General features: G+C 72.6%; 20 protein-coding genes, 5 tRNA genes and 2 pseudogenes. 11 read left to right on the top strand and 16 right to left on the bottom strand.

Features of this window, described 5'->3' with window-relative positions; translation table 11 throughout:
• The first annotated feature begins 8 nt into the window (after positions 1-8).
• Both SY2F82_RS31650 and SY2F82_RS31645 read left to right on the top strand, forming a co-directional pair.
• Positions 9-1,865: an HSP90 family protein gene (locus SY2F82_RS31650; RefSeq protein ID WP_200422593.1), complete on the top strand. Its 1,857-nt coding sequence runs from the start codon at positions 9-11 to the stop codon at positions 1,863-1,865.
• The gene (locus tag SY2F82_RS31645; RefSeq protein WP_200422592.1) at positions 1,862-4,762 is read left to right on the top strand and encodes a tetratricopeptide repeat protein; all 2,901 of its coding nucleotides are present in this window, start codon (positions 1,862-1,864) and stop codon (positions 4,760-4,762) included. Before SY2F82_RS31650 ends, SY2F82_RS31645 begins: the two co-directional genes overlap by 4 nt.
• Positions 4,763-4,817: 55 nt before the next feature.
• Here the strand turns inward: SY2F82_RS31645 and SY2F82_RS31640 are convergent, their stop codons facing one another.
• The gene (locus SY2F82_RS31640) at positions 4,818-6,518 is read right to left on the bottom strand and encodes a DAK2 domain-containing protein (RefSeq protein ID WP_200422591.1); all 1,701 of its coding nucleotides are present in this window, start codon (positions 6,516-6,518) and stop codon (positions 4,818-4,820) included.
• A gap of 286 nt (positions 6,519-6,804) precedes the next feature.
• Here SY2F82_RS31640 and rpmB point away from each other — a divergent pair, with 286 nt between their 5' ends.
• From rpmB to SY2F82_RS31625, 3 genes are all read left to right on the top strand, one after another.
• On the top strand, positions 6,805-6,990 hold the full coding sequence (gene rpmB, locus SY2F82_RS31635) for a 50S ribosomal protein L28 (protein ID WP_003993230.1): 186 nt from the start codon (positions 6,805-6,807) through the stop codon (positions 6,988-6,990).
• Positions 6,991-7,100: 110 nt separating this feature from the next.
• Positions 7,101-10,121: a BTAD domain-containing putative transcriptional regulator gene (locus SY2F82_RS31630; protein ID WP_200422590.1), complete on the top strand. Its 3,021-nt coding sequence runs from the start codon at positions 7,101-7,103 to the stop codon at positions 10,119-10,121.
• Between the two features lie 35 nt (positions 10,122-10,156).
• Positions 10,157-11,359 (top strand): FAD-dependent monooxygenase, encoded by a 1,203-nt coding sequence (locus tag SY2F82_RS31625; RefSeq protein ID WP_200422589.1) that lies wholly within the window; start codon positions 10,157-10,159, stop codon positions 11,357-11,359.
• 11 nt (positions 11,360-11,370) lie between these two features.
• Here the strand turns inward: SY2F82_RS31625 and SY2F82_RS31620 are convergent, their stop codons facing one another.
• Positions 11,371-12,333, bottom strand: coding sequence for a thiamine-phosphate kinase (locus tag SY2F82_RS31620; RefSeq protein ID WP_103838079.1), 963 nt, complete (start codon positions 12,331-12,333; stop codon positions 11,371-11,373).
• Between the two features lie 206 nt (positions 12,334-12,539).
• Here SY2F82_RS31620 and SY2F82_RS31615 point away from each other — a divergent pair, with 206 nt between their 5' ends.
• Complete coding sequence (locus SY2F82_RS31615) at positions 12,540-12,773, top strand: Lrp/AsnC family transcriptional regulator (RefSeq protein WP_028802415.1); 234 nt, start codon at positions 12,540-12,542, stop codon at positions 12,771-12,773.
• Positions 12,774-12,793: 20 nt separating this feature from the next.
• A complete protein-coding gene (locus SY2F82_RS31610) occupies positions 12,794-13,276 on the top strand; it encodes a DUF3515 domain-containing protein (RefSeq protein ID WP_200422588.1) in 483 nt (160 codons plus the stop codon).
• Positions 13,277-13,312: 36 nt separating this feature from the next.
• Here the strand turns inward: SY2F82_RS31610 and SY2F82_RS31605 are convergent, their stop codons facing one another.
• The 3 genes from SY2F82_RS31605 to SY2F82_RS31595 form a co-directional block, all read right to left on the bottom strand.
• Positions 13,313-14,470 (bottom strand): D-alanine--D-alanine ligase family protein, encoded by a 1,158-nt coding sequence (locus tag SY2F82_RS31605; protein WP_200422587.1) that lies wholly within the window; start codon positions 14,468-14,470, stop codon positions 13,313-13,315.
• Between the two features lie 82 nt (positions 14,471-14,552).
• Positions 14,553-15,563, bottom strand: a complete 1,011-nt coding sequence (locus SY2F82_RS31600) for an NAD(P)H-dependent glycerol-3-phosphate dehydrogenase (RefSeq protein WP_200422586.1) — start codon at positions 15,561-15,563, stop codon at positions 14,553-14,555.
• The gene (locus SY2F82_RS31595; protein WP_200422585.1) at positions 15,560-16,330 is read right to left on the bottom strand and encodes a 1-acyl-sn-glycerol-3-phosphate acyltransferase; all 771 of its coding nucleotides are present in this window, start codon (positions 16,328-16,330) and stop codon (positions 15,560-15,562) included. Before SY2F82_RS31595 ends, SY2F82_RS31600 begins: the two co-directional genes overlap by 4 nt.
• Positions 16,331-16,530: 200 nt before the next feature.
• On the opposite strand from SY2F82_RS31595, the gene cofC reads away from it, so the two are divergent.
• Positions 16,531-17,178: a 2-phospho-L-lactate guanylyltransferase gene (gene cofC, locus SY2F82_RS31590; RefSeq protein ID WP_200422584.1), complete on the top strand. Its 648-nt coding sequence runs from the start codon at positions 16,531-16,533 to the stop codon at positions 17,176-17,178.
• A 349-nt stretch (positions 17,179-17,527) separates the two neighbouring features.
• A complete protein-coding gene (locus SY2F82_RS31585) occupies positions 17,528-17,731 on the top strand; it encodes a hypothetical protein (RefSeq protein ID WP_200422583.1) in 204 nt (67 codons plus the stop codon).
• A 63-nt stretch (positions 17,732-17,794) separates the two neighbouring features.
• Here SY2F82_RS31585 and SY2F82_RS31580 read toward each other — a convergent pair whose 3' ends face one another.
• The 4 genes from SY2F82_RS31580 to leuC form a co-directional block, all read right to left on the bottom strand.
• Entirely contained in the window at positions 17,795-18,427 is a 633-nt protein-coding gene (locus SY2F82_RS31580; RefSeq protein WP_200422582.1) for an HU family DNA-binding protein, read from the bottom strand.
• 127 nt (positions 18,428-18,554) lie between these two features.
• Positions 18,555-18,785: a hypothetical protein gene (locus SY2F82_RS31575; RefSeq protein ID WP_200422581.1), complete on the bottom strand. Its 231-nt coding sequence runs from the start codon at positions 18,783-18,785 to the stop codon at positions 18,555-18,557.
• A gap of 278 nt (positions 18,786-19,063) precedes the next feature.
• Positions 19,064-19,657 carry a 3-isopropylmalate dehydratase small subunit gene (gene leuD, locus SY2F82_RS31570; RefSeq protein WP_200422580.1) on the bottom strand — a complete coding sequence of 198 codons (594 nt, stop codon included), beginning with the start codon at positions 19,655-19,657 and terminating at the stop codon, positions 19,064-19,066.
• A gap of 5 nt (positions 19,658-19,662) precedes the next feature.
• Positions 19,663-21,093: a 3-isopropylmalate dehydratase large subunit gene (gene leuC / locus SY2F82_RS31565; RefSeq protein WP_200422579.1), complete on the bottom strand. Its 1,431-nt coding sequence runs from the start codon at positions 21,091-21,093 to the stop codon at positions 19,663-19,665.
• A gap of 190 nt (positions 21,094-21,283) precedes the next feature.
• On the opposite strand from leuC, the gene ndgR reads away from it, so the two are divergent.
• Positions 21,284-22,000, top strand: coding sequence for an IclR family transcriptional regulator NdgR (ndgR, locus tag SY2F82_RS31560; RefSeq protein WP_023546516.1), 717 nt, complete (start codon positions 21,284-21,286; stop codon positions 21,998-22,000).
• Between the two features lie 67 nt (positions 22,001-22,067).
• Here ndgR and SY2F82_RS31555 read toward each other — a convergent pair.
• Positions 22,068-22,279, bottom strand: a pseudogene (locus SY2F82_RS31555) (monooxygenase family protein); the annotation flags it as partial.
• Here SY2F82_RS31555 and SY2F82_RS31550 point away from each other — a divergent pair.
• Positions 22,277-22,543: pseudogene (locus tag SY2F82_RS31550) on the top strand (transcriptional regulator); the annotation flags it as partial. The pseudogenes SY2F82_RS31555 and SY2F82_RS31550 sit on opposite strands and share 3 nt — an antisense overlap.
• Before the next feature lie 44 nt (positions 22,544-22,587).
• On the opposite strand, the gene SY2F82_RS31545 reads toward SY2F82_RS31550, so the two are convergent.
• The 6 genes from SY2F82_RS31545 to SY2F82_RS31520 form a co-directional block, all read right to left on the bottom strand.
• A tRNA-Glu gene (locus tag SY2F82_RS31545) sits at positions 22,588-22,660 on the bottom strand.
• A 26-nt stretch (positions 22,661-22,686) separates the two neighbouring features.
• Positions 22,687-22,758, bottom strand: a tRNA-Gln gene (locus SY2F82_RS31540).
• A gap of 21 nt (positions 22,759-22,779) precedes the next feature.
• Positions 22,780-22,852, bottom strand: a tRNA-Glu gene (locus SY2F82_RS31535).
• Between the two features lie 23 nt (positions 22,853-22,875).
• Positions 22,876-22,948 (bottom strand) — tRNA-Glu (locus tag SY2F82_RS31530).
• Positions 22,949-22,987: 39 nt separating this feature from the next.
• Positions 22,988-23,059: transfer RNA gene (locus tag SY2F82_RS31525), tRNA-Gln, on the bottom strand.
• A 91-nt stretch (positions 23,060-23,150) separates the two neighbouring features.
• The gene (locus tag SY2F82_RS31520) at positions 23,151-23,882 is read right to left on the bottom strand and encodes an HAD family hydrolase (protein WP_200422578.1); all 732 of its coding nucleotides are present in this window, start codon (positions 23,880-23,882) and stop codon (positions 23,151-23,153) included.
• Between the last annotated feature and the right edge of the window lie 74 nt (positions 23,883-23,956).

Raw genomic sequence — 23,956 nt, 5'->3', positions numbered from 1 at the left:
CCGTGACGATGGATTCCCAGACCTCACAGTCCTCACAGGCCTCACAGTCACCCACGTCGGCCCATACTTTCCAGGTCGACCTGCGTGGTCTGGTGGACCTGCTCTCCCATCACCTCTACTCCAGCCCCAAGGTCTACCTGCGCGAGCTGCTGCAGAACGCGGTGGACGCCATCACCGCCCGCCGCGCCGAGCAGCCCGACGCGCCCGCCACGGTCCGGCTGTACGCGGACGGCGGCGCGCTGCGCGTGGAGGACTCGGGCATCGGGCTCACCGAGTCCGATGTGCACAACCTCCTCGCCACCATCGGGCGCAGCTCCAAGCGGGCCGACTCGGCCGCCGGGCTCCAGGAGGCGCGCTCCGACTTCCTCGGGCAGTTCGGCATCGGCCTGCTGGCGTGTTTCGTCGTCGCCGAGCGCATACGGGTCGTCAGCCGCAGCGCCCGTACGCCGGATGCGCCGCCCGTGGAGTGGACGGCCGCCGACGACGGTTCGTACGTCGTGCGCACGCTGCCACCGGACGCCCGGCCCGAACCCGGCACCACCGTGCACCTGGTGGCGCGCCCGGGTGCCGGCGACTGGCTCTCCGCGGACCGGGTTCGGTCCCTGGCACGGGACTTCGGGTCGCTGCTGCCGTACGACGTCCGGGTCGGCGACGAGCCGGTCACGGATCTGCCGGCGCCCTGGGACCGCCCCCACCCCTCCCCCGCCACTCGCAGGACGGCCCTGGCGCGCCACTGTCACGACCTGTTCGGCTTCACCCCGCTGGACTCCATCGACCTGGACGTGCCCCTCGCGGGCATCCGGGGCGTGGCGTACGTGCTGCCGACCGCGGTGAGCCCGGCGCAGCGGGCGGGTCACCGGGTGCACCTGAAGGGCATGCTGCTGACCGAGCGGGCCGAACAGCTGCTGCCGGACTGGGCGTTCTTCGTGCGCTGCGTGCTCGACACGGACAGTCTGCGGCCCACGGCGTCGCGCGAGTCGCTGTACGAGGACGAGACCCTCGCGGCCGTGCGCGACGCCCTCGGGGAGCGCATCCGGTCCTGGCTGACCTCTCTCGCCGCCGGTGATCCCGAGCGGCTCGCCGCGTTCCTGTCGGTGCACTACCTGGGCGTGAAGTCGCTGGCGCGGCACGACAAGGAGATGCTGCGCACGATGCTGCCGTGGCTCCCCTTCGAGACGACCGACGGGCGGCTGTCCCTGGAGGAGTTCGCACAGCGGCACCCCGTCGTGCACTTCACCCGGACGGTGGAGGAGTACCGCCAGGTCGCGCCGATCGCGTCCGCGCAGGGCGTCGGGGTGGTCAACGGCGGCTACACGTACGACAGCGAGCTGATCGAGGCGCTGCCGTCGGTGCGTCCGGGCACGGCGGTCGCCGAACTGGACGCGGACACGGTGACCGCGCACCTGGACGCGGTCGACCCGGCCGAGGAGCTGGCGCTCGCCGCTTTCCTGGCGGCGGCGCGCGCCAAGCTCGACCCGCTGGGCTGCGACGTCGTGCTGCGTGCGTTCCACCCGCTGTCCGTGCCCGCGCTGCACCTGGACGACCGGGAGGCGCGCCACGAGCAGGCACGCGCCGAGGCCGAGGAGCAGGCCGACGAGCTGTGGGCGGGCATCCTGGGCTCGCTGCGGGGCAGTGCTCCCCGCGCGCGTCTGGTGCTCAACCACCTCAACCCGCTGGTCCGCAGGATCAGCTCCCTGAAGGATACGGAGCTGATCGGCACCGCCACGGAGTCGCTGTACGGGCAGGCCCTGCTGATGGCCCAGCGGCCGCTCAGGCCCGCGGACTCGGCGCTGCTGAACCGTGCCTTCATCGGCCTTCTGGAATGGGCCACCCACACCGACTCGCCCAAGGACGGCTTCCGATGAGCCAGGTCATGGACTTCGACGCGCTGCGCCAGGCGATGGCGGACAACTACGAGCAGCCGGAGGGTCCGGCGCGCAACGCGCGCGCGGAGCAGCTGCTGGTGGAGGCGGAGAAGCTGGGCATTCCGCTGGCCGTGATCGAGGCGCTCGGACACCAGCTGAAGGTCTACAACTACAGCTCCGAGAAGGACAAGATGTTCGTCCCGTTCGCGCGGCTGCTGCGCATGTGGGACGAGCGCCCGGAGGACTTCGACGAGTACGAGTCCCATTCGCTGCACTGGGTCTTCAAGTGGGTGTCGGCGGGCATGCTGGGCCAGCCGCACATCCCGCTCGCCTCCATCGAGAAGTGGCTCGGCGAGATGGAGCACCGCTACCGGCTGGCCGGATACTCCGAACGGGCCGTCCGGAGCGCCGAGTTCAACATCGCCTCGCACGTCGGGGACCTGGAGCGGGCCGAGCGGGCGTACGCGGCGTGGCTGGCCGCCGACCGGGACGCGATGGCCGACTGCCACGCGTGCGAGCTGCACGACCAGGGCTGGTGGCAGTCCCGCACGGGCGAGGACGAGCGGGCGCTTCAGTTGTGGCGGCCGGTCCTGGAGGGCGAGCACGTCTGTGCGCACGAGCCGCACGCCGTCCTCGCCTCCTCCCTGCTGCCGCTGCTGCGGCTGGGCCGCCTGGACGAGGCGCGGGCGCACCACCTGCGCGGGCTGCGGCTGGTGCGGGCCATGGAGAGCATGCGCTCCTCGTACGCGGACCATGTGGAGTTCTGCGCGCTGACCGGCAACGAAGCGCGCGGCCTCGAACTGCTGGCCGAGCGGCCGGCGTACTTCACGAACTCCGGGGATCCGCGCAGCAAGCTGAACTTCCTCGCCGTGGTGACGCTGCTGATGGACCGGCTGGTCGAGCGCGGGCTCGGCGACCAGGTGGTGCCGGGCCCGGCGGGCCGGGAGTGGACCGCCGGGGAACTCGCCGTCCACGCGCGCGGGGAGGCGCTGGCGCTGGCCGCCCGCTTCGACGCGCGCAACGGCACGCCGTACGTCGGGGAGCGCGCCCGTGAGCGCATGGACCGCCGCCCGCTGGTGGACCGGCTGCCGCTGGGCGTGCGCGCGACGCGCCCGGCACCGGTGGCACCGCCCCCGCCCGCCCCGCGGGCCGAGGAGCGGGACCTCGCGGACCTGCTCGCCGAGGCGCGGCGGCTCGCGGACGCCCTGGACCCGGCCGCCATGGACGCCTGGGCGGCGGTGGCGCGTGCCGCTCGGGGCCGGGAGCTGGACCCCCGGGACCAGGCGGACCTCGTCGACCACGAGGCGATGAGCCGGGGCCCGGAAGGTGTCGGACTGTTCGAGCGGGCGGCCGAGTTGTACCTGTTGGCGGGCGACCCCGGTGAGGCGCTGGCGGCACGCGCGCGTGCGGCCTTCGTCCGCTCCCTGACGGGCCGGCCGGACGAGGCGCTCGAGACGGTCACCGCGCTGCGCGAGGAGGCGCTCGCCCTGTTCGAAGCGGGCGGGACGGGGGTGCGGCAGACGGCCGCCGTGCTCGTCGGGCGGGCCCGCGTCCTGATGAACCGGCTGCACGAGGACGGCGGCGACGCCGGGGCCGCGGAGGAGGCCGCCCGGGAACTGCTGGCGTTCGCGGGGCCGCACACCGCCGATCGGCACCTGGCGTATCGGGCCGCCGAGGCCAAGGCCATGCTCGGGGAACTGGCGCTGGACGCCGGGGACCCGCAGGCCGGGGCGGAGTGGCTGGCCCGGGCGGCCGAGGAGTACGTCGCGGCCGGCCTGCCGTGGTTCGCGGTGGAGCACGAGGCGCGACTGGCCGGCATCGCCCGGCAGCTCGGTGACATGGAGTCGGCCGAGCGGGCGGCCCGTGCGGCGCTGGAGCACGGCCGGGGGCACCTGGAACCGGCCGGGCAGGCGCAGCTGCACCTTCAGGTGGCGGAGGTGCTGGCGGCGTCGGGGCGGGTTCCGGAGGCCGCCGGGCACGCCCTGGAGGCGGCGCACTGGGCCGACGAGGCGGGCGAGGGCCCCACGCTGGGCGCCTGGGCGCGGCACCAGCTGGGCGGGTTCCTGCTGCGGCAGGGGCGCTTCGCGGAGGCGGCGGAGGTGCTGGAGTCGGCGCTGCCCGACCTGACCGTCGAGACGCACGGCGACGGGGCGATCGTGCAGACCCAGTGGTGGCTCGGCGACTGCCACACGCAGCTCGGTGAGCACCGGGAGGCGGCCGAGCGCCGGCTGCGAGCCGCGGAGATCGCCCGGCACTGGCCGGACCAGCGGGACCACGCCATGCTGGCGCACCTGGCCGCCGAGGCGCTGGGCCGCGCGGACCTGCCGGCGGAGGCGGACCGGGCGTACGCACGCGCCGGTGACCTGTGGCGCGAGCTGGGCAACACGCCGGGGCTGATACGCGCGCTGCGCGCCCGGGCGTGGCTCGCGGCGGGCGGGGAGGCGGGCCTGGACGCGGGGCGGGAGCTGATGGCCGAGGCGGCGCGGGAGTGCGCAGCGGCGGCGGACGCCACGGCGGACGACGACGCGCGCGCCCGGCTGATCATCGAACTCGGCCATACGCACCGCCAGTTCGGCGAGCTGGTCGCCCGGTCGGTCGATGACGGCGCGGACGAGGAGGCGACGCACGCGGCGTTCGAGGAGGCGCTGAGGCACCTCACGGAGGCGATCGCCGCCTTCGCGTCCCTCGGCGCGGGCGCCCTCGGTCCCCGCACGGCCGCGGAACTGGCCGCGGGTTGGCTCGAGGCCGACCTCGGGCGTCCCGACGAGGCGTCGGCACGCGCGCGTGCGGTGCTGGCGGCCTACGAGGAGGCGGACGCCGACGCGGAGACGGCCGAGGCCCGGCGCGCGGAGGCGGAACGCCTGCTGGAAGTGGCGGCCACCCGGCAGGACGGGTGACGGTCGCCGCCGGGCGTCCGCCTCCTCGGGGAGGGGCGCCCGGCGGCGCTCCGGATCACTCCACGCCGATCAGCAGCAGCGGCCCCTGGCGGCCGCCCCGGTAGACCACCGTGTCCACCGCCAGGTACGACTCGCGCACCCGCGCCTCCAAGTGCTCCGCGACGGCTTCCGGAGCCTCGTCGGCGAGGACCAGGGTGACCAGCTCGCCGCCCGCCGCGAGCATGCGGGTGAGGACCGTCTCGGCCGTCGCCGTGACCTCGGAGCCGATGACCACGACATCGCCGTCGATCAGGCCGAGGACGTCCCCGGCCTGGCAGATGCCGGCCATCGTCCAGGACCGCTCCGCCGCCACGGTCACCTCGGCGTACCGGGTCGCCCCGGCCGCCGACGTCATCGCCACGACGTCCTCGTCGAAGCGCCGCTCCGGCTCGTGCACGGCCAGCGCCGCGATGCCCTGCACCGCGGACCGGGTCGGGATCAGCGCCACGCGGACGCCCTCGGTGCGGGCCTGCTCGGCCGCGGCGGCCGCGGTGTGGCGCAGGTCGGCGTCGTTGGGCAGCAGCACGACCTCGTGCGCGTGCGCCCGCCGTACCGCCTCCACCAGCTCCCCGCTCGCCGGCGGCTCCCCCGGGCGGGCGAGCACGGTGGTCGCCCCGGCCTCCTGGTAGAGCCCGGCCAGGCCCTCGCCCGGCACCACGGCCACCACCGCCCGCTGCACCCGCTCGCGCGGCGGTCGCCCGGCGCCCGCGGTGTGCGCGTCATCGGCGCCGAAGTGGGTGATCCGGATCCGGTGCGGCCGCCCGGCCTCGATGCCCGCCTCCACGGCGGCGCCCGCGTCGTCGACGTGGACATGGACGTTCCACAGCCCGTCCCCGCCGACCACGACCAGCGAGTCCCCGAGTGCGTCGAGCCGCTCCCGCAGCCGCGCCACGGCCGCGTCGTCGGCATCCAGGAGGTAGATCACCTCGTACGCGGGCCCGCCCCCGTCGGCGGAGCAGTCCCCGGGCCCCTGGCGGGGCACGGCGGTCCTGGGGTCCGGCACGCGCGCGTGGCCGCCGGAAACGGCGGCCGCCGCCTCCAGGGCCACCCGGGGCGCCTCGCCGGTCAGCGACTCCACCAGCGCCGCGAGCACCGCCACCAGCCCCCGGCCGCCCGCGTCGACGACTCCGGCGCGCTCCAGGACCGCCAGCTGTCCGGGCGTCGCCGCCAGGGCCGCCCGCGCTCCCTCGTAGGCCGCCCGTGCCACGCTGCCGCAGTCGCCCTCGGCGCCGGTGACCGCGTCCGCGGCGGCCGAGGCGACGCTGAGCACGGTGCCCTCCACGGGATGCGCGACGGCCTGGCGCGCGGAGTCGGCGGCCTGCCTCAGGGCGAGCCGCAGCCCCTGCGCGTCGGCATGGGCCGTCTCGCCGTCGGCGGCGAGCACCTGCGCCATGCCGCGCAGCAGCTGCGCGAGGATCGTCCCGGAGTTGCCGCGGGCCCCGATGAGCGCGCCGTGCGCCATGGCCCGTACGGCGTCGGCGAGCGCCGGCCGCCCCTCGCTGCCGGCGGCGCCCGTCTCGTAGCCGGCGAAGACCGCCTCGACGGCCGCCGCAGCCGACTCCACGGTCAGATACAGGTTGGTGCCGGTGTCTCCGTCGGCCACGGGATAGACGTTGATCGCGTCGATCTCCTCGCGCGCCCGCCCCAGCGCCTGAAGGGCGAGAGAGCACCAGGAGCGCACCGCGAGAGCATCCAAGGGCTGCGGCACCTGCGCCACCTGCGCCTCCTTCAGCTGCTGGACGTGGGAGGCAGCGTAGACCCACAAGGGGTCCGGGCCGGAAGAGGGCCGGGGGGACGCCCGTGGTCGGACCGCCCACAGGGCCGCGAGGAGGTGCGGCGGGGCCGTGGTAGTTTCGTTCTACGGGCGCAGCCGATGTATGCTGCTCCGGTTGCCCGATCCAGGTCGGGTGTTTCCCCTGGCAGCGCCACTCAGATCATGCGATCTCGATCCCGGCATGCCGGGACCATAACCGTAAGTGCATCTGAAGTCTTTGGAGTGACCCGTGGCTGCCAACTGCGACGTCTGTGGCAAGGGGCCGGGCTTCGGCAACAACATCTCGCACTCGCACCGCCGTACGTCCCGTCGCTGGAACCCGAACATCCAGCGCGTGCGTACTGTGGTCGGCGGGACGCCGAAGCGCGTGAACGCTTGCACCTCGTGCATCAAGGCCGGCAAGGTCTCGCGCTGACGTCCAGTTAAGCGCGCGGCCACCGCTGGTTCGCTGCACTGAGCCGGTCCACCTCGGTGGGCCGGCTTTTTGCTGTGCCCGCGCGGGCGATGCCTGCCAGAATCCGCCGCATGCGCTTCGGCATCCTCGGCCCCCTCGACGTCCGCACCGAGGACGGGACCCCGCTCGACGCCGGCGGCCCCCGCCCCCGGGCGCTCCTGACCCTGCTCCTCCTCGACGCCGGGCGGACGGTGTCCTACGAGCGCCTCACCGACGGCCTGTACGGCGACGAGCCGCCCGCGGGAGCCGCAGGCGCCCTCCAGTCGCAGATCTCCCGGCTGCGCAGGCGGCTGGGCCCCCACGCGGAGATCGAGACGGCCCCCACCGGCTACCGCCTCGCCGTCTCCCCCGACACGGTCGACGCGCACCGTTTCGAACAGCTCGCCCGCGAAGGCTCCACGAGCCTCTCCGGCGGCGACCACCGCGCGGCGGCCGCCGTGCTGCGGGAGGCGCTCGCCCTGTGGCGCGGCTCCGCGCTCGCCGACCTTCCCGACGCGTCGGCCGAGCGCACCCGGCTCGAGGAGCTGCGGCTGGGTGCCCTGCAGGACCGTGCCGAGGCGGACCTCGCCCTCGGAGCCGGCTCCGACCTCGTACCCGAACTGCGCGCACTGCTCGCCGCGCACCCGCTGAGCGAACGTCTGTACGAGCTGCTGATGCGGGCCCTGCACGCGACCGGGCGGCCCGCCGAGGCGCTCACGGTCTACGAGCAGGCGCGCCGCACCCTCGCCGACGAACTCGGTGCCGACCCCTCGCCCGGGCTGTCCGCCCTGCACCAGGAACTGCTGCGCGGCACGGGTCCCTCCCGGGCCGCGCGCGTGCCGACCCACCTGACCGGCTTCGTCGGCCGCGCCCCGGAACTGGCCCGCATCCACGATCTGCTCACCGCGCCCGGCACCCGCCTGGTCACGCTCACCGGCCCGGGCGGTGCCGGCAAGACACGGCTGGCCACGGAGGCGGCCCGCCGGCACCCCGACGTCCACTTCGTCGAGCTGGCCCCGCTCACCGACGGCTCCGCCGTCCCGTACGCCGTCCTCACCGCGCTCGGTGTGCGCGACGGCTTCCGCGGGCCGGCCGTGGACGCCACGGACCGGCTGCTGGCCGCCCTGGAGGACCGTGAGCTGCTGCTGGTGCTCGACAACTGCGAGCACCTCGTCGAGGACGCCGCACACCTCGCCGCGCTGGTCCTCGCCGCCTGCCCCGGCGTACGCGTCCTGGCGACCGGACGCGAGGCGCTGGGCATCACCGGCGAGGTGCTGTGTCCGGTGCCGCCGCTGCCGCCGGAGCACGCCGAGCGGCTGTTCCTGGACCGGGCCCGGGCGGTGCGGCCCGGTTTCGAGGGGCACGCGCGCGTGGCGGACGTCTGTGCCGCGCTCGACGGGCTGCCACTGGCCATCGAGCTGGCCGCGGCCCGGCTGCGCACCCTGACCCCGGACGAGCTGGCCGACCGCCTGGACGACCGGTTCCGGCTGCTGTCCCGGGGGGACCGCACCAAGGCGCCCCGGCACCGGACGCTGCGCGCGGTCGTGGAGTGGAGCTGGGACCTGCTGGACGACGAGGAGCGGGAGCTGGCCCGGCGGCTGTCCGTGTTCTCCGGCGGCGCGACCCTGGAGGCGGTGGAGGCGGTGTGCGACGTGCCGTTTCCGGAGGACCTCATGGCGTCGCTCGCCGAGAAGTCGTTCCTGGAGGTGGCCGAGGGGCGCTACCGGATGCTGGAGACCATCCGCGCGTTCACCGCCGAGCACCTTGACCGGGCGGGAGAGCGGGAGCGGCTCAGGGACGCGCACGCCGCGTACTACCTGCGCCTGGCCGAGCGGGCGGAGCCGTACCTCCGCAGTGGGGAACAGCTGCCCTGGCTGGCCCTTCTCACCGCCGAGCACGGCAACCTGGAGGCGGCGCTGCGCCACCTCGTGTCCACCGCTCCCGCGGACGCCCTGCGTCTGATGGCCGACCTGTCCTGGTTCCGCCGGCTGCGCGGGCCGCACGGCGAGCAGGTTCCCCTCGCCCGGGCGCTGCTGGCGGCCGTCGGTGACGAACCGCCCGAGCGACTGGCCGAGGAGTACGCCCTGTGCGTGATGAACACGATCACCGGACGCGGCGACGACCCGGCCGAACCCGAGCGCATCGCGCGGGTCTCCACGGTCATGCGCGCTCTCGACGGGCCGCTGCAGCGGCCGTCCGCGATGGTCCTGTGGGCGCTGGTCGGGGGCCCGCTGCTGTCCGCCGACACGGAAGCCCGGGCCGTCCAGGTCGGTGACGCCCCCTGGGGCCGCGCCGTGCTGGACCTCGGCCTCGCCTACCAGGCGCTGTTCTCGGGTGGTGCCGCCGCCTCGGAGGCCGCCTTCACCCGCGCCCTGGCCGGTTTCCGTGCCACCGGCGACCGCTGGGGCATGGCCAACTGCCTCGATCCGCTGGGAGCCTTCGCCGACTGGCGCGGCGAGTACGAGCTGGCCCTGGAGCTGCTCGACGAGGGCCTGGCGCACGCCCGGGAACTTCAGGCCCCGGAGGAGACCGCGGACCTGCTGCGTTCCCGGGCGACCGTGCTGCTGCACCTCGGCGACTTCGCGGAGGCGGCCGCCCAGTTCGAGCAGTCGGCCGCCCTCGCGCACTCCGCGGGCGCCCCCGACAAGGTGGCCGGCGCCCGGCGCGGCCTGGGTGACCTGGCCCGGCGGTCCGGTGACACGGCGCACGCGCGCGTGCGGTACGAGAGGGCCCTGGAGGCTTGCGCGGCCAGCTGGTTCAGCGCCGGTGAAACCGTCCGCATCCTCATCGGGCTCGGCCGCACGGCCGCCGCCGAGGGCCATCCGCAGGAGGCCCGCGACTGGCTGGCGCAGGCCGCCGATCTCGCCGCCGGGCAACCGGGTGTGCTGGAACTCGCGGAGACCGCCGAGGCGTTGGCGTCGATCGCGGAGTCGCCCGAGCGTGCGGCCGTCCTCCTCGGCGCCGCCACGGGCCTGCGGGGAGCATCGCTGCTGGGTGACCCCGAGGTCATGGGCATCCGCCGGGGCACCCGCGCGAAGCTGTCCCCCGAGGCGTACGAGAAGGCCTTCGAGGAGGGCCGGCGGCTGCGGTCAGCGGCGGTCAGCGAACGGTAAGGGCACGGTCAGCGGCTCCGGCGACGCTCCTCGCCATGACGAACACACACCGCCTCGGCCACCTGAACGTCCTCGTCTCCGGCGCCAGCGTCGCCGGACCCGCGATCGCGCTGAACCTCGCCCGGTACGGCGCCCGCGTCACCGTCGTCGAGAAGGCGCCCGCCCTGCGCGGCGGCGGCTTCGCGGTCGACTTCCGCGGACACGTGCACCGCAGGGTGCTGACCGCGATGGGCATCTGGGACGACATCCACGCCCACCAGACCCACATGGGACGGCCGACGGTCGTCGGCCCCGACGGCAGCCCGCGCGTCGATCTGCCGTCCGAGATGATGAGCGGCGACGTGGAGATCTTCCGCGGCGACCTCGCCCGGATCATGTACGAACGCACCAAGGACCGTGTGGAGTACGTGTTCGGCGACTCCATCGCCACGCTCGACGACACCCCCGACGGCGTCGACGTCACCTTCGAGCGCGGCGCCCCTCGCCGTTTCGACCTCGTGGTCGCCGCCGACGGCCTGCACTCGCACACCCGGCGCCTCGTCTTCGGCGACGAGTCCCGCTACCTGCGCTTCTTCGACCACTACGTGGCCGGCTTCGACATCCCCAACCACCTGCGCCTGGACCGCACCGGCCGCCTGTACAGCGAGCCGGGCCGCGCGGTCGTCATCGGCAACTACGACGGCGACCCGGACCGCGCGGGCGCCCTGCTGGTCTTCCGCTCCGAGCGGCTCGCCTACGACCGCCGGGACATCGCCGCGCAGAAGCGGATCCTCACCGAGCGGTTCGCGGGCATGGGCTGGGAGGCCCCGGCGGTGCTCAAGGCGCTTGAGGACGCCGACGACCTGTACTTCGACGCGATCGCCCAGATCCATGTGGACCGCCTCACCAAGGGACGCGTGGTGCTGCTCGGGGACGCCGGGTACGGGGCCACGATGGGCGGCATGGGCACGGGCGTGGCGGTCGTCGGCGCGTACGTCCTGGCCGGTGAACTCGCCCTCGCGGGCGGCGACCACCGCAGCGCCCTGGCGGCCTACGAGGCGAGGATCCGGGACTTCGCCAAGGGCTGCCAGAAGACCTCCGGCAACGCGGGCCCGTTCTTCGCCCCGGCCACCGAGCGGCGGATCCGCACCCGGGACCGGATGTACCGGCTGCTGAGCTCCCGGCCTCTGGCGAGCTTCTTCAAACGGCTGACGGAGAAGTCGGCGACGGCCATCGAGTTGCCGGAGTACCCGTTGTGAGACCCCGGCTGCTACTCGATGTCCGAGAAGTGGTCCCAGCCGCCCTTGCTGGTCCACGGCGCCCCGTCGACCGTCACCTGGGGCAGCGCCGACGGGTTGAGGACCTCGCCGATCACCTTCCAGCGGGCCGGCAGCTTCACGTCCGGCGGGAAGGTGGCGACGATCGCGTGGTCCTCGCCGCCGGTGAGCACCCACTGCAGGGGATCCACGCCCACGGCCTGCCCGATGTCGTTCATCTGGGAGGGGATGTCGATGGCGCCGGAGCGGATGTCGATCCGCACCTTGCTCGCCTCCGCGATGTGCCCGAGGTCGGCGATGAGCCCGTCGCTGACGTCGCACATCGCGGTGGCGCCGAGCCCTGCGGCGGCCGGACCCGCGTGGTACGGCGGCTCGGGGCGCCGGTGCGCCTCCACGAACGCGCGCGGCGAACGGAAGCCGCGGGAGAGCACCGCGTACCCGGCGGCGGACCAGCCGAGCCAGCCGGTGACGGCGACCACGTCGCCGGGCTGGGCGCCGGCCCGGGTGACCGGCTCCTGGTTGCGCAGGTCGCCGAGCGCGGTGATCGAGATCATGATGGTGTCGCCGCGTACGACGTCGCCGCCGACCACCGCCGCGCCCGCGACCTGGCACTCGTCGCGCAGGCCGTCCATCAGCTCGGTGGGCCAGGTGGCGGGCAGTTCGGCGGGGACGACCAGACCGAGCAGCAGCGCGGTCGGCACGGCGCCCATGGCGGCGATGTCCGCGAGGTTCTGCGCGGCCGCCTTGCGGCCGACGTCGTACGCCGTCGACCAGTCGCGGCGGAAGTGCCGGCCCTCCAGCAGGATGTCGGTGCTCGCCACCACCCTGCGGTCGGGCGCGGCGACCACCGCGGCGTCGTCGCCGGGGCCGACCCGGACCGCCGGGGTGGTGGTGAGCCGCGAGGTGAGCTCCCTGATGAGCCCGAACTCGCCCAGCTCGCCCACGGTGCCCTTCATCGTCGTACGTCCCCTTCTCTTGCCTTCCGCGCCCGGTCGCGAGCCCTCATCGTCCTCGGTACGGTCGTCTCGACCGTCACCTTGTGCCGCCGGTGTCGCCCGGCGCTCACGCCACAGCCCCCGCGGGTCTCCCCTCGGCGAGCGACGACGCGGTACCGTGGCGTCCCTTCTCTCCACATGATCCTCGTGGCCGCCCTGGAGGTTCCGTGGTACAGGCGTACATCCTGATCCAGACGGAGGTCGGCAAGGCGTCGACCGTCGCCGAGACGATCAGCAAGATCCCTGGGGTGATCCAGGCCGAGGACGTGACGGGTCCGTACGACGTCATCGTGCGCGCCCAGGCCGACACCGTCGACGAACTCGGCCGCATGGTGGTCGCGAAGGTCCAGCAAGTGGACGGCATCACCCGCACCCTGACCTGCCCGGTGGTCCACCTGTAGCCCCCGTCTACGCTTGCCCGGTGAACATCCTGCGTCACCGGCTGCTCGGTCTGCCCGCTCTCACCCTGCTGATCGCCGCCGTGGGCTGCACCTCGAGCGACGCACACCCCTCGGCCGCGGTTCCCAGCCCGGACGCGAAGGTCGCGAAGCTGTGCCGGAACCTGGACGAGGTGCTGCCGCGGAAGGTGGGCGGCCAGGGCCGGAACGACCCCGAGCCCCGGTCCGCGCTGACGGCGGGCTGGGGAAGCCCGGCGATCATACTGCGCTGCGGGGTGGAGCGGCCCGCGGAGATGTCGGACCCGGACGCCGACGGTGTGGAGGTCAACGGGGTGGGCTGGCTGCTGCAGAAGGAGAACGACGGGTCGTTCCGGTTCACGACGACGCTGCGGCAGGCGTATGTCGAGGTGACCATTCCCAAGGCGCGGACGGCCGGGGGCGCCGGACCGCTCGTCGATGTGGCCCCTGCCGTCAAGAAGGCGATCCCCGAGGGGATCGCCTCCTGAGAGCGGACGGGACACGGGCTCCGAGCCGTACGGTCCTCAGCGCAGCCCGGTCGCGCGGTCCAGCGCCGCCTGGATCAGGCGGTCGACCAGTTCGCCGTAGGAGATCCCGGTCGCCTGCCACATCTGCGGGTACATCGAGATGGGCGTGAACCCGGGCATGGTGTTGATCTCGTTGATCACGAACTCGCCCTCCTCCGTCAGGAAGAAGTCCGCGCGGACCAGCCCTTCGCAGGACGCGGCCTCGAACGCCGCCACCGCGAGCCGCTGCACCTCGGCGGTCTGCTCGTCGGTCAACGGGGCGGGCACGATGCCGGGCGTGGAGTCGATGTACTTCGCCTCGAAGTCGTAGTAGGCGTGCGTGTCCGGCGGCGGGATCTCGGCCGGTACGGAGGCGCGCGGGCCGTCCTCGAACTCCAGGACGCCGCACTCGATCTCGCGGCCCCGCACCGCCGCCTCGACCAGGATCTTCGGGTCGTGGCGCTGGGCCTCGGCGATCGCCTCGTCGAGACCGGAGAGGTCCTCGACCTTGGTGATGCCGATCGACGAACCCGCCCGCGCGGGCTTCACGAACAGCGGCCAGCCGTGCTCGCCGGCGAAGTCGACGATCTTCTTGCGGGCGGCGGACTCGTCGCGCTGCCACTCGCGCGGACGGATCACCACGTACGGGCCGACCTTGAGCCCGAACGAGGCGAACACCCGCTTCATGTACTCCTTGTCCTGGCCGACGGCCGAGGCGAGCACGCCCGAACCCACATAAGGGACGCCGGACAGCTCCAGGAGACCCTGGAGGGTGCCGTCCTCGCCGTAGGGGCCGTGCAGCACGGGGAAGACCACGTCGACCTCGCCCAGCGCCTTGGGCACCGAACCGGGCTCGCTGTAGACGACTTCGCGGCTCGCCGGGTCGACGGGCAGGACGACGCCGCCCTCCTGGGACTCCGCGAGGTCCTCGACGCTGGGCGTGCGGCGTTCGGTGATCGCCATGCGCTCCGGCGCATCGGCCGTGAGCGCCCAACGGCCGTCCTGAGTGATGCCGATCGGCAGGACGTCGTACTTCGTCCGGTCGATGGCGCGCAGCACCGCGCCGGCGGTGACCACGGAGATCCCGTGTTCGGAGCTGCGGCCGCCGAAGACGACGGCGACACGCGGCTTGCGGGGCGGCTGCCCAGGGCTCTGGAGGAGGTTCTCGGTGCTCATATCGCGTTGAGAGTACCCGTAGGTAGTGCCCTGGGTCAGCGTGCGCCCCGCAGGCGAACGATCAAAAACGGGGCGGGATCGCTCAGCGTCGTTCGGGCTTCGCGCTGCGCGACATCAGTTCCTTCAGAGCGACCACTGGGGGCTTGCCCTCGTGGACGATGCCGACGACCGTCTCCGTGATCGGCATGTCGACACCGTGCCGGCGGGCCAGATCCAGCACGGACTCACAGGACTTGACCCCCTCGGCGGTCTGCCGGGTGACCGCGATGGTCTCCTGAAGCGTCATGCCCTTGCCGAGGTTGGTGCCGAAGGTGTGGTTGCGCGACAGCGGCGAGGAGCAGGTCGCGACCAGGTCGCCCAGCCCGGCCAGCCCCGAGAACGTCAGCGGGTCGGCGCCCATGGCGAGCCCGAGCCGGGTCGTCTCGGCGAGGCCGCGGGTGATGAGCGAGCCCTTGGCGTTGTCGCCGAGGCCCATGCCGTCCGCGATGCCGACCGCCAGACCGATGACGTTCTTGACCGCGCCGCCGAGTTCGCAGCCGACGACGTCCGTGTTGGTGTACGGACGGAAGTACGGCGTGTGGCAGACGGCCTGCAGCCGCTGCGCGACGGCCTCGTCGGTGCAGGCCACCACGGCGGCGGCGGGCATGCGCGCGGCGATCTCACGGGCCAGGTTGGGCCCGGTGACGACGGCGACGCGCTCCGGGACGACCTTGGCGACGTCCTCGATGACCTCGCTCATCCGCATGGCGGAGCCGAGTTCGACGCCCTTCATCAGGGAGACGAGGATCGTGTGGGGCGCGAGCAGCGGTGCCCACTCGGCGAGGTTCCCGCGCAGGGTCTGGGAGGGGACCGCGAGTATCGCGAAGTCGGCGTCGCGCGCGGCCTCGGCGGGGTCCGTGGTGGCGCGCAGATTTGCGGGGAGTTCCACGCCCGGTAGGTAGTCCGGGTTCGTACGGGTGGAGTTGACCGCCTCGACGAGTTCGGCGCGGCGCGCCCAGAGGGTGACCTCGCACCCGGCGTCGGCGAGCACCATGCCGAACGCCGTCCCCCACGATCCCGTTCCGAACACGGCCGCCTTGACCGGCTTGCTCACTGGCCCTGCCCCTCCTTCTCCCGCACCGTCTGCTGTGCGGCGGCCCGGCGGCGCTGCTCGATGCGCACCTCGCGCGGGTCGTACGGCTTCTCGGGCGCCTTCTCGCCGCGGATCTCCTCCAGCTGGCGGGTGATGGCGGCCATGATGACCTCCGTCGCCTCCTTCAGGAGGTCGGGGGACATCTCCTTGCCGTAGAAGCGCGTGAGGTCCACGGGCGGGCCGGCGAGCACATGGTGCGTCTTGCGCGGAAAGAGGTTGGGCTTCTTGGCGTAGGGCGGCAGCAGCTCGTTGGCGCCCCACTGGGCGACGGGGATGACCGGGCACCTGGTCTGCAGGGCGACGCGGGCGGCGCCGGTCTTGCCGGTCATGGGCCAGCCGTTCGGGTCGCGGGTGAGGGTGCCCTCGGGGTAGAAGGCGACGCACTCGCCGCGCTCCACGGCGTCGATGGCGGCCCGGAAGGCGCTGAGCGCGTCCGTGGACTCCCGGTAGACGGGGATCTGGCCGGTGCCGCGCATCGCGGCGCCGACGAATCCCTTCTTGAAAAGGCCGCTCTTCGCGAGGAATCGGGGAACGCGCCCGGTGTTGTACTGAAAGTGGGCGTAGGCGAAGGGGTCCACATGGGAATTGTGGTTCACCACGGTGATAAATCCACCCTCGGCCGGAATGTTCTCCATTCCGCGCCAGTCCCGCTTGAGCAGAACCACCAGCGGCGGTTTGCAGAGGACCGCTGCGAAGCGGTACCAGAAGCCGATTCTGCGGCGGGGCACGCGGACACCTTCCTCTAGGGACCCGGCACGAGGGGCCTGGCGCTTGGCTGTGGGCCGCACAAGTGTCGCCCCAGGCCGCCCGTCTGTCGAGAACACCGTACGCCCGCCTGTCTCCGACGACCGCGCTGCATGCGGCTTCGCACATGTTCTCCAAGGGGGCGGGAGACAATGGGCGCGACGAGGACAGGGACGGAGCGCTCGTGCAGTGGACTGTGGTCGTACCCCTAAAGGCCTTGGCGCGGGCCAAGAGCAGACTCTCGGACACCGCGGCGGACGCGGTGCGTCCGGGGCTGGCGCTCGCCTTCGCGCAGGACACGGTGGCCGCGGCGCTGGCGTGTGCCGCGGTGCGTGATGTGGCGGTCGTCACGGACGACCCGGTGGCCGGGCGGGAGCTGGCGGCCCTGGGCGCCCGTATCGTCCCGGACGAGCCGGCGGGCGGGCTGAACGCCGCGCTCGCGCACGGGGCCGCCGCCGTACGGGCACTGCGTCCGCGCGGTGCGGTGGCGGCGCTCAACGCGGATCTTCCGGCGCTGCGGCCCATGGAATTGGCCCGGGTCCTTGACGCGGCCGCGGAATTCCCGCGCGCCTTTCTGCCGGACGCCGCCGGAATCGGTACGACGCTGCTGGCCGCGGCCCCCGGCGGTGAATTGCGGCCGTCTTTCGGCCCTGATTCCCGGGCACGGCATCGGGCGTCGGGAGCGGTGGAACTCGACCTCGACGAGGTGCCTTCGGTACGCCAGGACGTGGACACGGGCGACGACCTGCGCGCGGCCCTGTCCCTGGGCGTGGGCCCGCGCACCACGGCGGCTACGGCCCGGCTGCTGATTCCCGGGCAACCGGGGGGCTGACGGACGCCTGCGGCGCGTGCGCGGTACGGCGGGCCCGTGACCGGGTGCGTCCGTGACGAACGGCGGCACGCCGTCCACATGCCGTCCACACGCCGTCCAGTGGAGAGCGGCCGCTCGGCAGGCGAGGCCGGCGCTCGTGCGACGCACGGACGCGGATGGTGCGCCGAAGCGGAGCCGGCGGCCCTCTCCTCGGTGCCGTCCGAACCGGCAGTGCGGTCGGGCCGCCGCCACTCGGCGCCGGGCGCCTCGGCGCCATCACAGCGGGCGTCCAGGGCGCGTCGGCGCTCAGTCCCGCCTTCGTGCCCCTGCCGCCGGGCTCGGCGCCCACCGGCGCCGATAGGCTGCGGTCATGCAGGCGACCGCGTACACCTACGACCCCGACAGCCACACCGGGCAGGTGCTGCTCGACGACGGCACCCCGGTCCCCTTCGACGCGGCGGCGTTCGACGCCGGCGGGCTGCGCCTGCTGCGGCCGGGGCAGCGGGTGAGGGTCGAGATGGAGGGCGAGGGTGAGGGCCGGCGGATCACGCTGGTGACCCTGCACACCTTCTGAACACACCGCGGGCCGGGCTCCTGACGGGAGCCCGGCCCGGCGCGTGAGTGCCCTGCGCCCCGGTTACCTGCGGGCGGTGGTCTTCTTGGCGGTGGTCTTCCGTCCCGTGGACTTCTTGGCCGGAGCCTTCTTGGCCGGGGCCTTCTTCGCCGCCGCCTTCTTGGTGGTGGTCTTCTTGGCCGTGGTCTTCTTGGCGGCCGCCGCGGTCTTGGCGGGCGCCTTCTTGGCCGTGGTCTTCTTGGCGGCCGTCGTGGTCTTCTTGGCGGGCGCCTTCTTCGCCGCGGCCTTCTTCGTGGCCGCCGCCGTGGTCTTCTTCGCCGCCGCCTTCTTGCCGACGGCCTTGGCGATGGTGGGCGGCGCGCCGGACAGGCTGCCCTTGGGCGCCTTCTTGACGGCGACCTCACCACCGCGCGGGAGCTTCTTCGTGCCGCTCACCAGGTCCTTGAAGCCCTGGCCCGCACGGAAGCGCGGCACGGAGGTCTTCCTGACCCGAACCCTCTCGCCGGTCTGGGGGTTGCGGGCGTAACGGGCCGGACGCTCGACCTTCTCGAACGAACCGAAGCCGGTGACCGAGACCCGCTCGCCCGCGACGACAGCGCGGACGATGGCGTCCAGGACATGATCGACAGCATCGGCGGCCTGCTGGCGGCCACCCAACTTGTCGGCAATCGCTTCTACGAGCTGCGCCTTGTTCACGTCTTCCCCTTCGGAGACATCGCCGGAACGAAAGTGTTCAAGCTTTTTCGCACGTTAGGCAGATATATACCGCAAATCAAACACGAAACGGGCTTATCACCCTTGTGCCGCAACAGACTCGGCCGCCTCAGACTTCCTCTTCGGGGATGCGCTCCTCGTCCAGGTCGCCCATGAACCACTCCAGACGCCGGGCCGCTTCGGCGGGATCGTGCTTGGCCGCGGCCGTGATGACCAGCAGCTTCCGGGTCAGCGCCATCCGTACGCCCTCCGGGACTTGCAGTGTGCGCACCCTTGCATGCGCTTCCTTGAGTTGGCCCGCGACCGCCGTATAGAGCTGGAGTTGGCCGTCGTTGTCCATGCACAGATTGTGCCATCTGGGGCGAGTTGTCGCCCCCGCTGGGGGCAACTGCCGCGCCCCGGAGGCTCTCCGGGCGTCTCGGCACATCGCGGTGTCACGATGCGGGTACCCAGGCAATGACCTCTGTAACTGCGGTAGTTGATGACCAACGCGGCGACCCGCGGACCCTCCCCGGGGCAGATACGGCTGTACCCCCAACCGTCCACGATTGGGGGTACAGAGCGGTCCTGCGATGGCCGAAACCAGCTCTTGCGCGAGGGCCGGGCGTCAGACCTGTGTCAGACCTGGAGCGTCCGCGGCTTGTAGGAGGGGCGGCGCGTCTCGTACGCGGCGATGTCGGCCTCGTTCTGGAGCGTGATGGAGATGTCGTCGAGGCCGTTCAGCAGCCGCCAGCGGGAGTTCTCGTCCAGCTCGAAGGCGGCGGTGATGCCCTCGGCGCGAACCTCACGAGCCTCAAGGTCCACAGTGACCTCAGCAGTGGGGTCCTTCTCCGTGAGCTCCCAGAGCGCGTCAACGATCTTCTGCTCGAGGACGACCGTGAGCAGGCCGTTCTTGAGCGAATTGCCGCGGAAGATGTCGGCGAAGCGGGAGGAGATGACCGCCTTGAAGCCGTAGTTCTGCAGCGCCCAGACGGCGTGCTCACGGGAGGAGCCGGTGCCGAAGTCGGGGCCGGCGACCAGCACCGTGGCGCCCTGCCGCTCGGGGCGGTTGAGCACGAACTCCGGGTCCTTGCGCCAGGCCTCGAACAGCCCGTCCTCGAACCCGTCGCGCGTGACCTTCTTGAGCCAGTGGGCGGGGATGATCTGGTCGGTGTCGACGTTGCTGCGGCGCAGCGGGACGGCCCGGCCGGTGTGCGTGGTGAATGCTTCCATGACTCTCAGACTCCAGCGGGCGTACGAGTGTCGGCGTCGGACAGGTCGGCGGGGGACGCCAGGTGACCGAGGACGGCCGTGGCGGCGGCGACCTGCGGCGAGACCAGGTGCGTCCGGCCGCCCTTGCCCTGCCGGCCCTCGAAGTTGCGGTTGGAGGTGGATGCGGAGCGCTCGCCCGGGGCCAGCTGGTCCGGGTTCATGCCGAGACACATCGAGCAGCCCGCGTGCCGCCATTCGGCGCCGGCCTCCTTGAAGACCACGTCCAGGCCTTCGGAGACGGCCTGGAGACCCACCCGCGCGGAGCCGGGAACGACGAGCATCCGTACACCGTCGGCGACTTTGCGGTCCTTGAGGATCGCGGCGGCGGCACGCAGGTCCTCGATACGGCCGTTGGTGCAGGAGCCTACGAAGACGGTGTCCACCTTGATGGAGCGCAGCGGCTGTCCGGCCTCCAACCCCATGTACTCCAGGGCCTTTTCGGCGGCCAGGCGCTCCGAAGCGTCTTCGTACGAAGCCGGGTCGGGGACCGACGCCGAAAGCGGCGCGCCCTGGCCGGGGTTGGTGCCCCAGGTGACGAACGGCGAGAGGGAGGCCGCGTCGATGTGGACCTCGGCGTCGAATTCGGCGTCGTCGTCGGTCCGCAGCGTCTTCCAGTACTCGACGGCGGCGTCCCAGTCGGCGCCCTCGGGGGCGTGCGGACGGCCCTTGAGGTACGCGAAGGTGGTCTCGTCCGGGGCGATCATGCCCGCGCGGGCGCCCGCCTCGATCGACATGTTGCAGATGGTCATCCGGGCCTCCATCGAGAGCTTCTCGATGGCCGGGCCGCGGTACTCCAGGACGTAGCCCTGGCCGCCGCCGGTGCCGATCTTCGCGATGATCGCCAGGATCAGGTCCTTTGCGGTGACGCCCTCGGGCAGCTCGCCGTCGACCGTGATCGCCATGGTCTTGGGGCGGGCCAGCGGCAGCGTCTGCGTGGCCAGCACGTGCTCGACCTGCGAGGTGCCGATGCCGAACGCCAGCGCGCCGAAGGCGCCGTGCGTGGAGGTGTGCGAGTCGCCGCAGACGACCGTCGTGCCGGGCTGGGTCAGGCCCAGCTGCGGGCCCACCACGTGCACGACGCCCTGCTCGACGTCGCCCAGCGGGTGCAGGCGGACGCCGAACTCCGCGCAGTTCTTGCGCAGCGTCTCCAGCTGGGCGCGGGAGACGGGGTCCGCGATGGGCTTGTCGATGTCGAGGGTCGGGGTGTTGTGGTCCTCGGTCGCGATGGTGAGGTCGAGCCTGCGCACCTGGCGGCCGCTCTTGCGCAGCCCGTCGAAGGCCTGCGGGCTGGTCACCTCGTGCAGCAGGTGCAGATCGATGTAGAGGAGGTCGGGCTCGCCCTCGGCGCGCCGGACGACATGGTCGTCCCAGACCTTCTCCGCGAGTGTCCTACCCATCGCTTTCCCTCCGGTCGGCAAAGAGTGCACCGACCCAACTAGAGATCCTGGGGTGGCGGCGCCCGTACCCCTGGTTTGCGGGCGTGTGCCGCCGGGCCCGATGGTCCGCGGGCCGCCGTGACATCAAGGGTGGCGCGTTCCACGAAAAATTGAACTTGCGTTTCACAGAGTGAGACGTGAGTATCGTTGCATGGACAACAGTAGCGGCGTCGGCGTTCTGGACAAGGCGGCCCTCGTCCTGAGCGCTCTGGAGTCCGGTCCGGCCACCCTCGCGGGCCTGGTCGGCGCCACCGGACTGGCACGACCCACGGCGCACCGCCTCGCCGTGGCGCTTGAGCACCACCGCATGGTGGCGCGTGACATGCAGGGCCGTTTCATTCTCGGCCCCAGGCTGGCCGAGCTGGCCGCGGCGGCGGGCGAGGACCGCCTGCTGGCGACGGCGGGCCCGGTGCTGACCCACCTCCGCGACGTCACGGGCGAGAGCGCGCAGCTCTACCGACGCCAGGGTGACATGCGCATCTGTGTGGCCGCGGCAGAACGCCTGTCCGGCCTCAGGGACACGGTCCCGGTCGGCTCGACGCTCACCATGAAGGCGGGCTCCTCGGCACAGATCCTGCTGGCCTGGGAGGAGCCCGAGCGGCTGCACCGCGGACTGCAGGGCGCCCGCTTCACGGCGACGGCCCTGTCGGGCGTGCGGCGCCGCGGCTGGGCCCAGTCCATCGGCGAGCGCGAGCCGGGCGTGGCGTCCGTCTCCGCGCCCGTACGCGGCCCCTCGAACCGCGTCGTGGCCGCGGTGTCCGTCTCCGGCCCCATCGAGCGCCTGACCCGCCACCCGGGCCGTATGCACGCCCAGGCGGTCATCGACGCGGCCGCCCGCCTCTCGGAGGCACTCCGCCGCTCGGGCTGACCATGCAGTACGTCCCCGGGGAGGGCCCGCCTCAACGCCGCGGCAGGCCCCTCCCCGGCGGGGCGGCTCAGGAGGCCCGCAGCCGGTCCGCCGCGCGGTCGCCCCGGCGGCCGACCGGTACGAGGCCCGTGGCCTTGGCCAGGCCGTAGGCGGGCATGTTCATGCAGATCGCCTCGTGAGCGCCGGCCGGCACGACGTACGTCTCCTGCCAGATGCCGACCTTGCCCTTCCCCCGCGCACCCGCCGATTGAAAGCGGCCCAGGCAGGCCGGCGCCGCCGGCACCCGCGTACGACATGCTGGTGGCCGCGATCGTCACACTGTCGCGGCTCGGTTACCCCTGCGCCCTGGAGGACTTGGAGCCCTACGCCCGCGCGATGCAGCGGATCGCCGTCACCGACCTGGACGTTGTGGAGCGCTACGAGACGCCGGACGAACAGGTGGAGGCCGCCGTGACACTGACCGTGCTGTACGAGCCGGTGTTGCTGAGTCTGCGCCGGCTGGCGGAGGCGGAGGAGTCACGCCGCCGGTGTGGCGGGAAGTGAGCCACGCACAAGAGCCCTCCCGAGGGAGGGCCCTTGTGACTGCGTACCCCCGACCGGATTCGAACCGGCGCTACCGCCTTGAGAGGGCGGCGTGCTAGGCCGCTACACAACGGGGGCGAGGATCATGCGTTTCCGCAGATCAGCTGGTCTACCTGGACTCGAACCAAGACTAACTGAACCAGAATCAGTCGTGCTGCCAATTACACCATAGACCAAAGGTGGTTTAGACCTTTCAGTACCCCCGACCGGATTCGAACCGGCGCTACCGCCTTGAGAGGGCGGCGTGCTAGGCCGCTACACAACGGGGGCCCATGTGATCCTGGAAGGATCCGTACCCCCGACCGGATTCGAACCGGCGCTACTGCCTTGAGAGGGCAGCGTGCTAGGCCGCTACACAACGGGGGCTTGCGGATGAGATCCGCGGGTGCAGATGAGCTCTGCGAGCTGGCCTACCTGGACTCGAACCAAGACTAACTGAACCAGAATCAGTCGTGCTGCCAATTACACCATAGGCCACTGGAACGCAAGCCCCTGAGGGGATCTTGTTCTAGTTCTACGCTGCTGGGTTCCGGCCTTCCGGCCCGCTCCCCGCGGCGCAGGAAGAACATTACCTGAAGGTGGACGGCGCTCCAAAACGGGTATCGGCGCGGAGGATCGCGGGGAGTTCGGCGAGGGACGAGATCCGGCGGGGGCCCTCGGTGGCGTCGCCGCTGATGAACGCGGTGTCACGGCAGATCCAGACCGACAGCAGACCCGCCTCGGCGGCGCCCCGCCCGTCGATCTCCGGATGGTCGCCGACGTACGCCACCTGGTGGGGGGCGAGCTCCAGGGCGTCGCAGGCGGCGCGGAAGGCCCGGGCGTCCGGCTTGGAGACGCCCAGCTCGGCGGCGCACAGCACGGCCTCGAAGCGGTCGCGGACGCCGAGAGTGCGGAGCTTGTGCTCCTGGACGTGGACGCTGGAGTTGGACAGCACGGCGTGTCGGTGGCTGGCGGCGAGGGCGTCGAGGACGGGCAGGACGTCCGGGAAGAGCGCCCAGGCGGCCTCGTAGTGCTCCCTGTACCGCCGGAACCAGGCGTCGGCCTCGTCGTCGGTCAGGTCCCTCCCCAGAAAGACCCGCACCCGGTCGCGCCGCTGCCCCTCGAAGGAAACCTCCCCCGCCGCGTACCGCGCCCACTGCGCGTCGGTGATCTCCCGCCAGCGGGCGAGGGCCTGCTCGACGGTCGCGAAGCCGTCCAGCTGGCCCTCGGCGGCCAGATGGGCACGCATCCCGGCACGGTCGGCGGTGGTGTAGTCGAAGAGGGTGTCGTCGACGTCCCAGACCACGGCCCGAATACTCATGGTGCGACAGTAACTCGGACCGGTGACGCCTCTGTCGTTTTCCAGGGATCGGTCACCCGCAGATGTCGTAGCGT

The sequence above is a fragment of the Streptomyces sp. Y2F8-2 genome, assembly GCF_014905555.1.
In the GTDB taxonomy this organism is placed as follows: domain Bacteria; phylum Actinomycetota; class Actinomycetes; order Streptomycetales; family Streptomycetaceae; genus Streptomyces; species Streptomyces cynarae.
The sequence above is the reverse complement of the archived record's forward strand: the minus strand, read 5'-3'. Positions and strand labels throughout refer to the sequence as shown.

Bases quoted from the DNA above. Each gene is read 5' to 3' on its own strand.
- SY2F82_RS31650 (WP_200422593.1), top strand. From the start codon at position 9: ATGGATTCCCAGACCTCACAGTCCTCACAGGCCTCACAGTCACCCACG.
- SY2F82_RS31645 (WP_200422592.1), top strand. From the start codon at position 1,862: ATGAGCCAGGTCATGGACTTCGACGCGCTGCGCCAGGCGATGGCGGAC.
- SY2F82_RS31630 (WP_200422590.1), top strand. From the start codon at position 7,101: ATGCGCTTCGGCATCCTCGGCCCCCTCGACGTCCGCACCGAGGACGGG.
- SY2F82_RS31625 (WP_200422589.1), top strand. From the start codon at position 10,157: ATGACGAACACACACCGCCTCGGCCACCTGAACGTCCTCGTCTCCGGC.
- SY2F82_RS31620 (WP_103838079.1), bottom strand. From the start codon at position 12,333: ATGAAGGGCACCGTGGGCGAGCTGGGCGAGTTCGGGCTCATCAGGGAG.
- SY2F82_RS31605 (WP_200422587.1), bottom strand. From the start codon at position 14,470: ATGAGCACCGAGAACCTCCTCCAGAGCCCTGGGCAGCCGCCCCGCAAG.
- SY2F82_RS31585 (WP_200422583.1), top strand. From the start codon at position 17,528: ATGCAGGCGACCGCGTACACCTACGACCCCGACAGCCACACCGGGCAG.
- SY2F82_RS31575 (WP_200422581.1), bottom strand. From the start codon at position 18,785: ATGGACAACGACGGCCAACTCCAGCTCTATACGGCGGTCGCGGGCCAA.
- leuD (WP_200422580.1), bottom strand. From the start codon at position 19,657: ATGGAAGCATTCACCACGCACACCGGCCGGGCCGTCCCGCTGCGCCGC.
- leuC (WP_200422579.1), bottom strand. From the start codon at position 21,093: ATGGGTAGGACACTCGCGGAGAAGGTCTGGGACGACCATGTCGTCCGG.
- ndgR (WP_023546516.1), top strand. From the start codon at position 21,284: ATGGACAACAGTAGCGGCGTCGGCGTTCTGGACAAGGCGGCCCTCGTC.
- SY2F82_RS31520 (WP_200422578.1), bottom strand. From the start codon at position 23,882: ATGAGTATTCGGGCCGTGGTCTGGGACGTCGACGACACCCTCTTCGAC.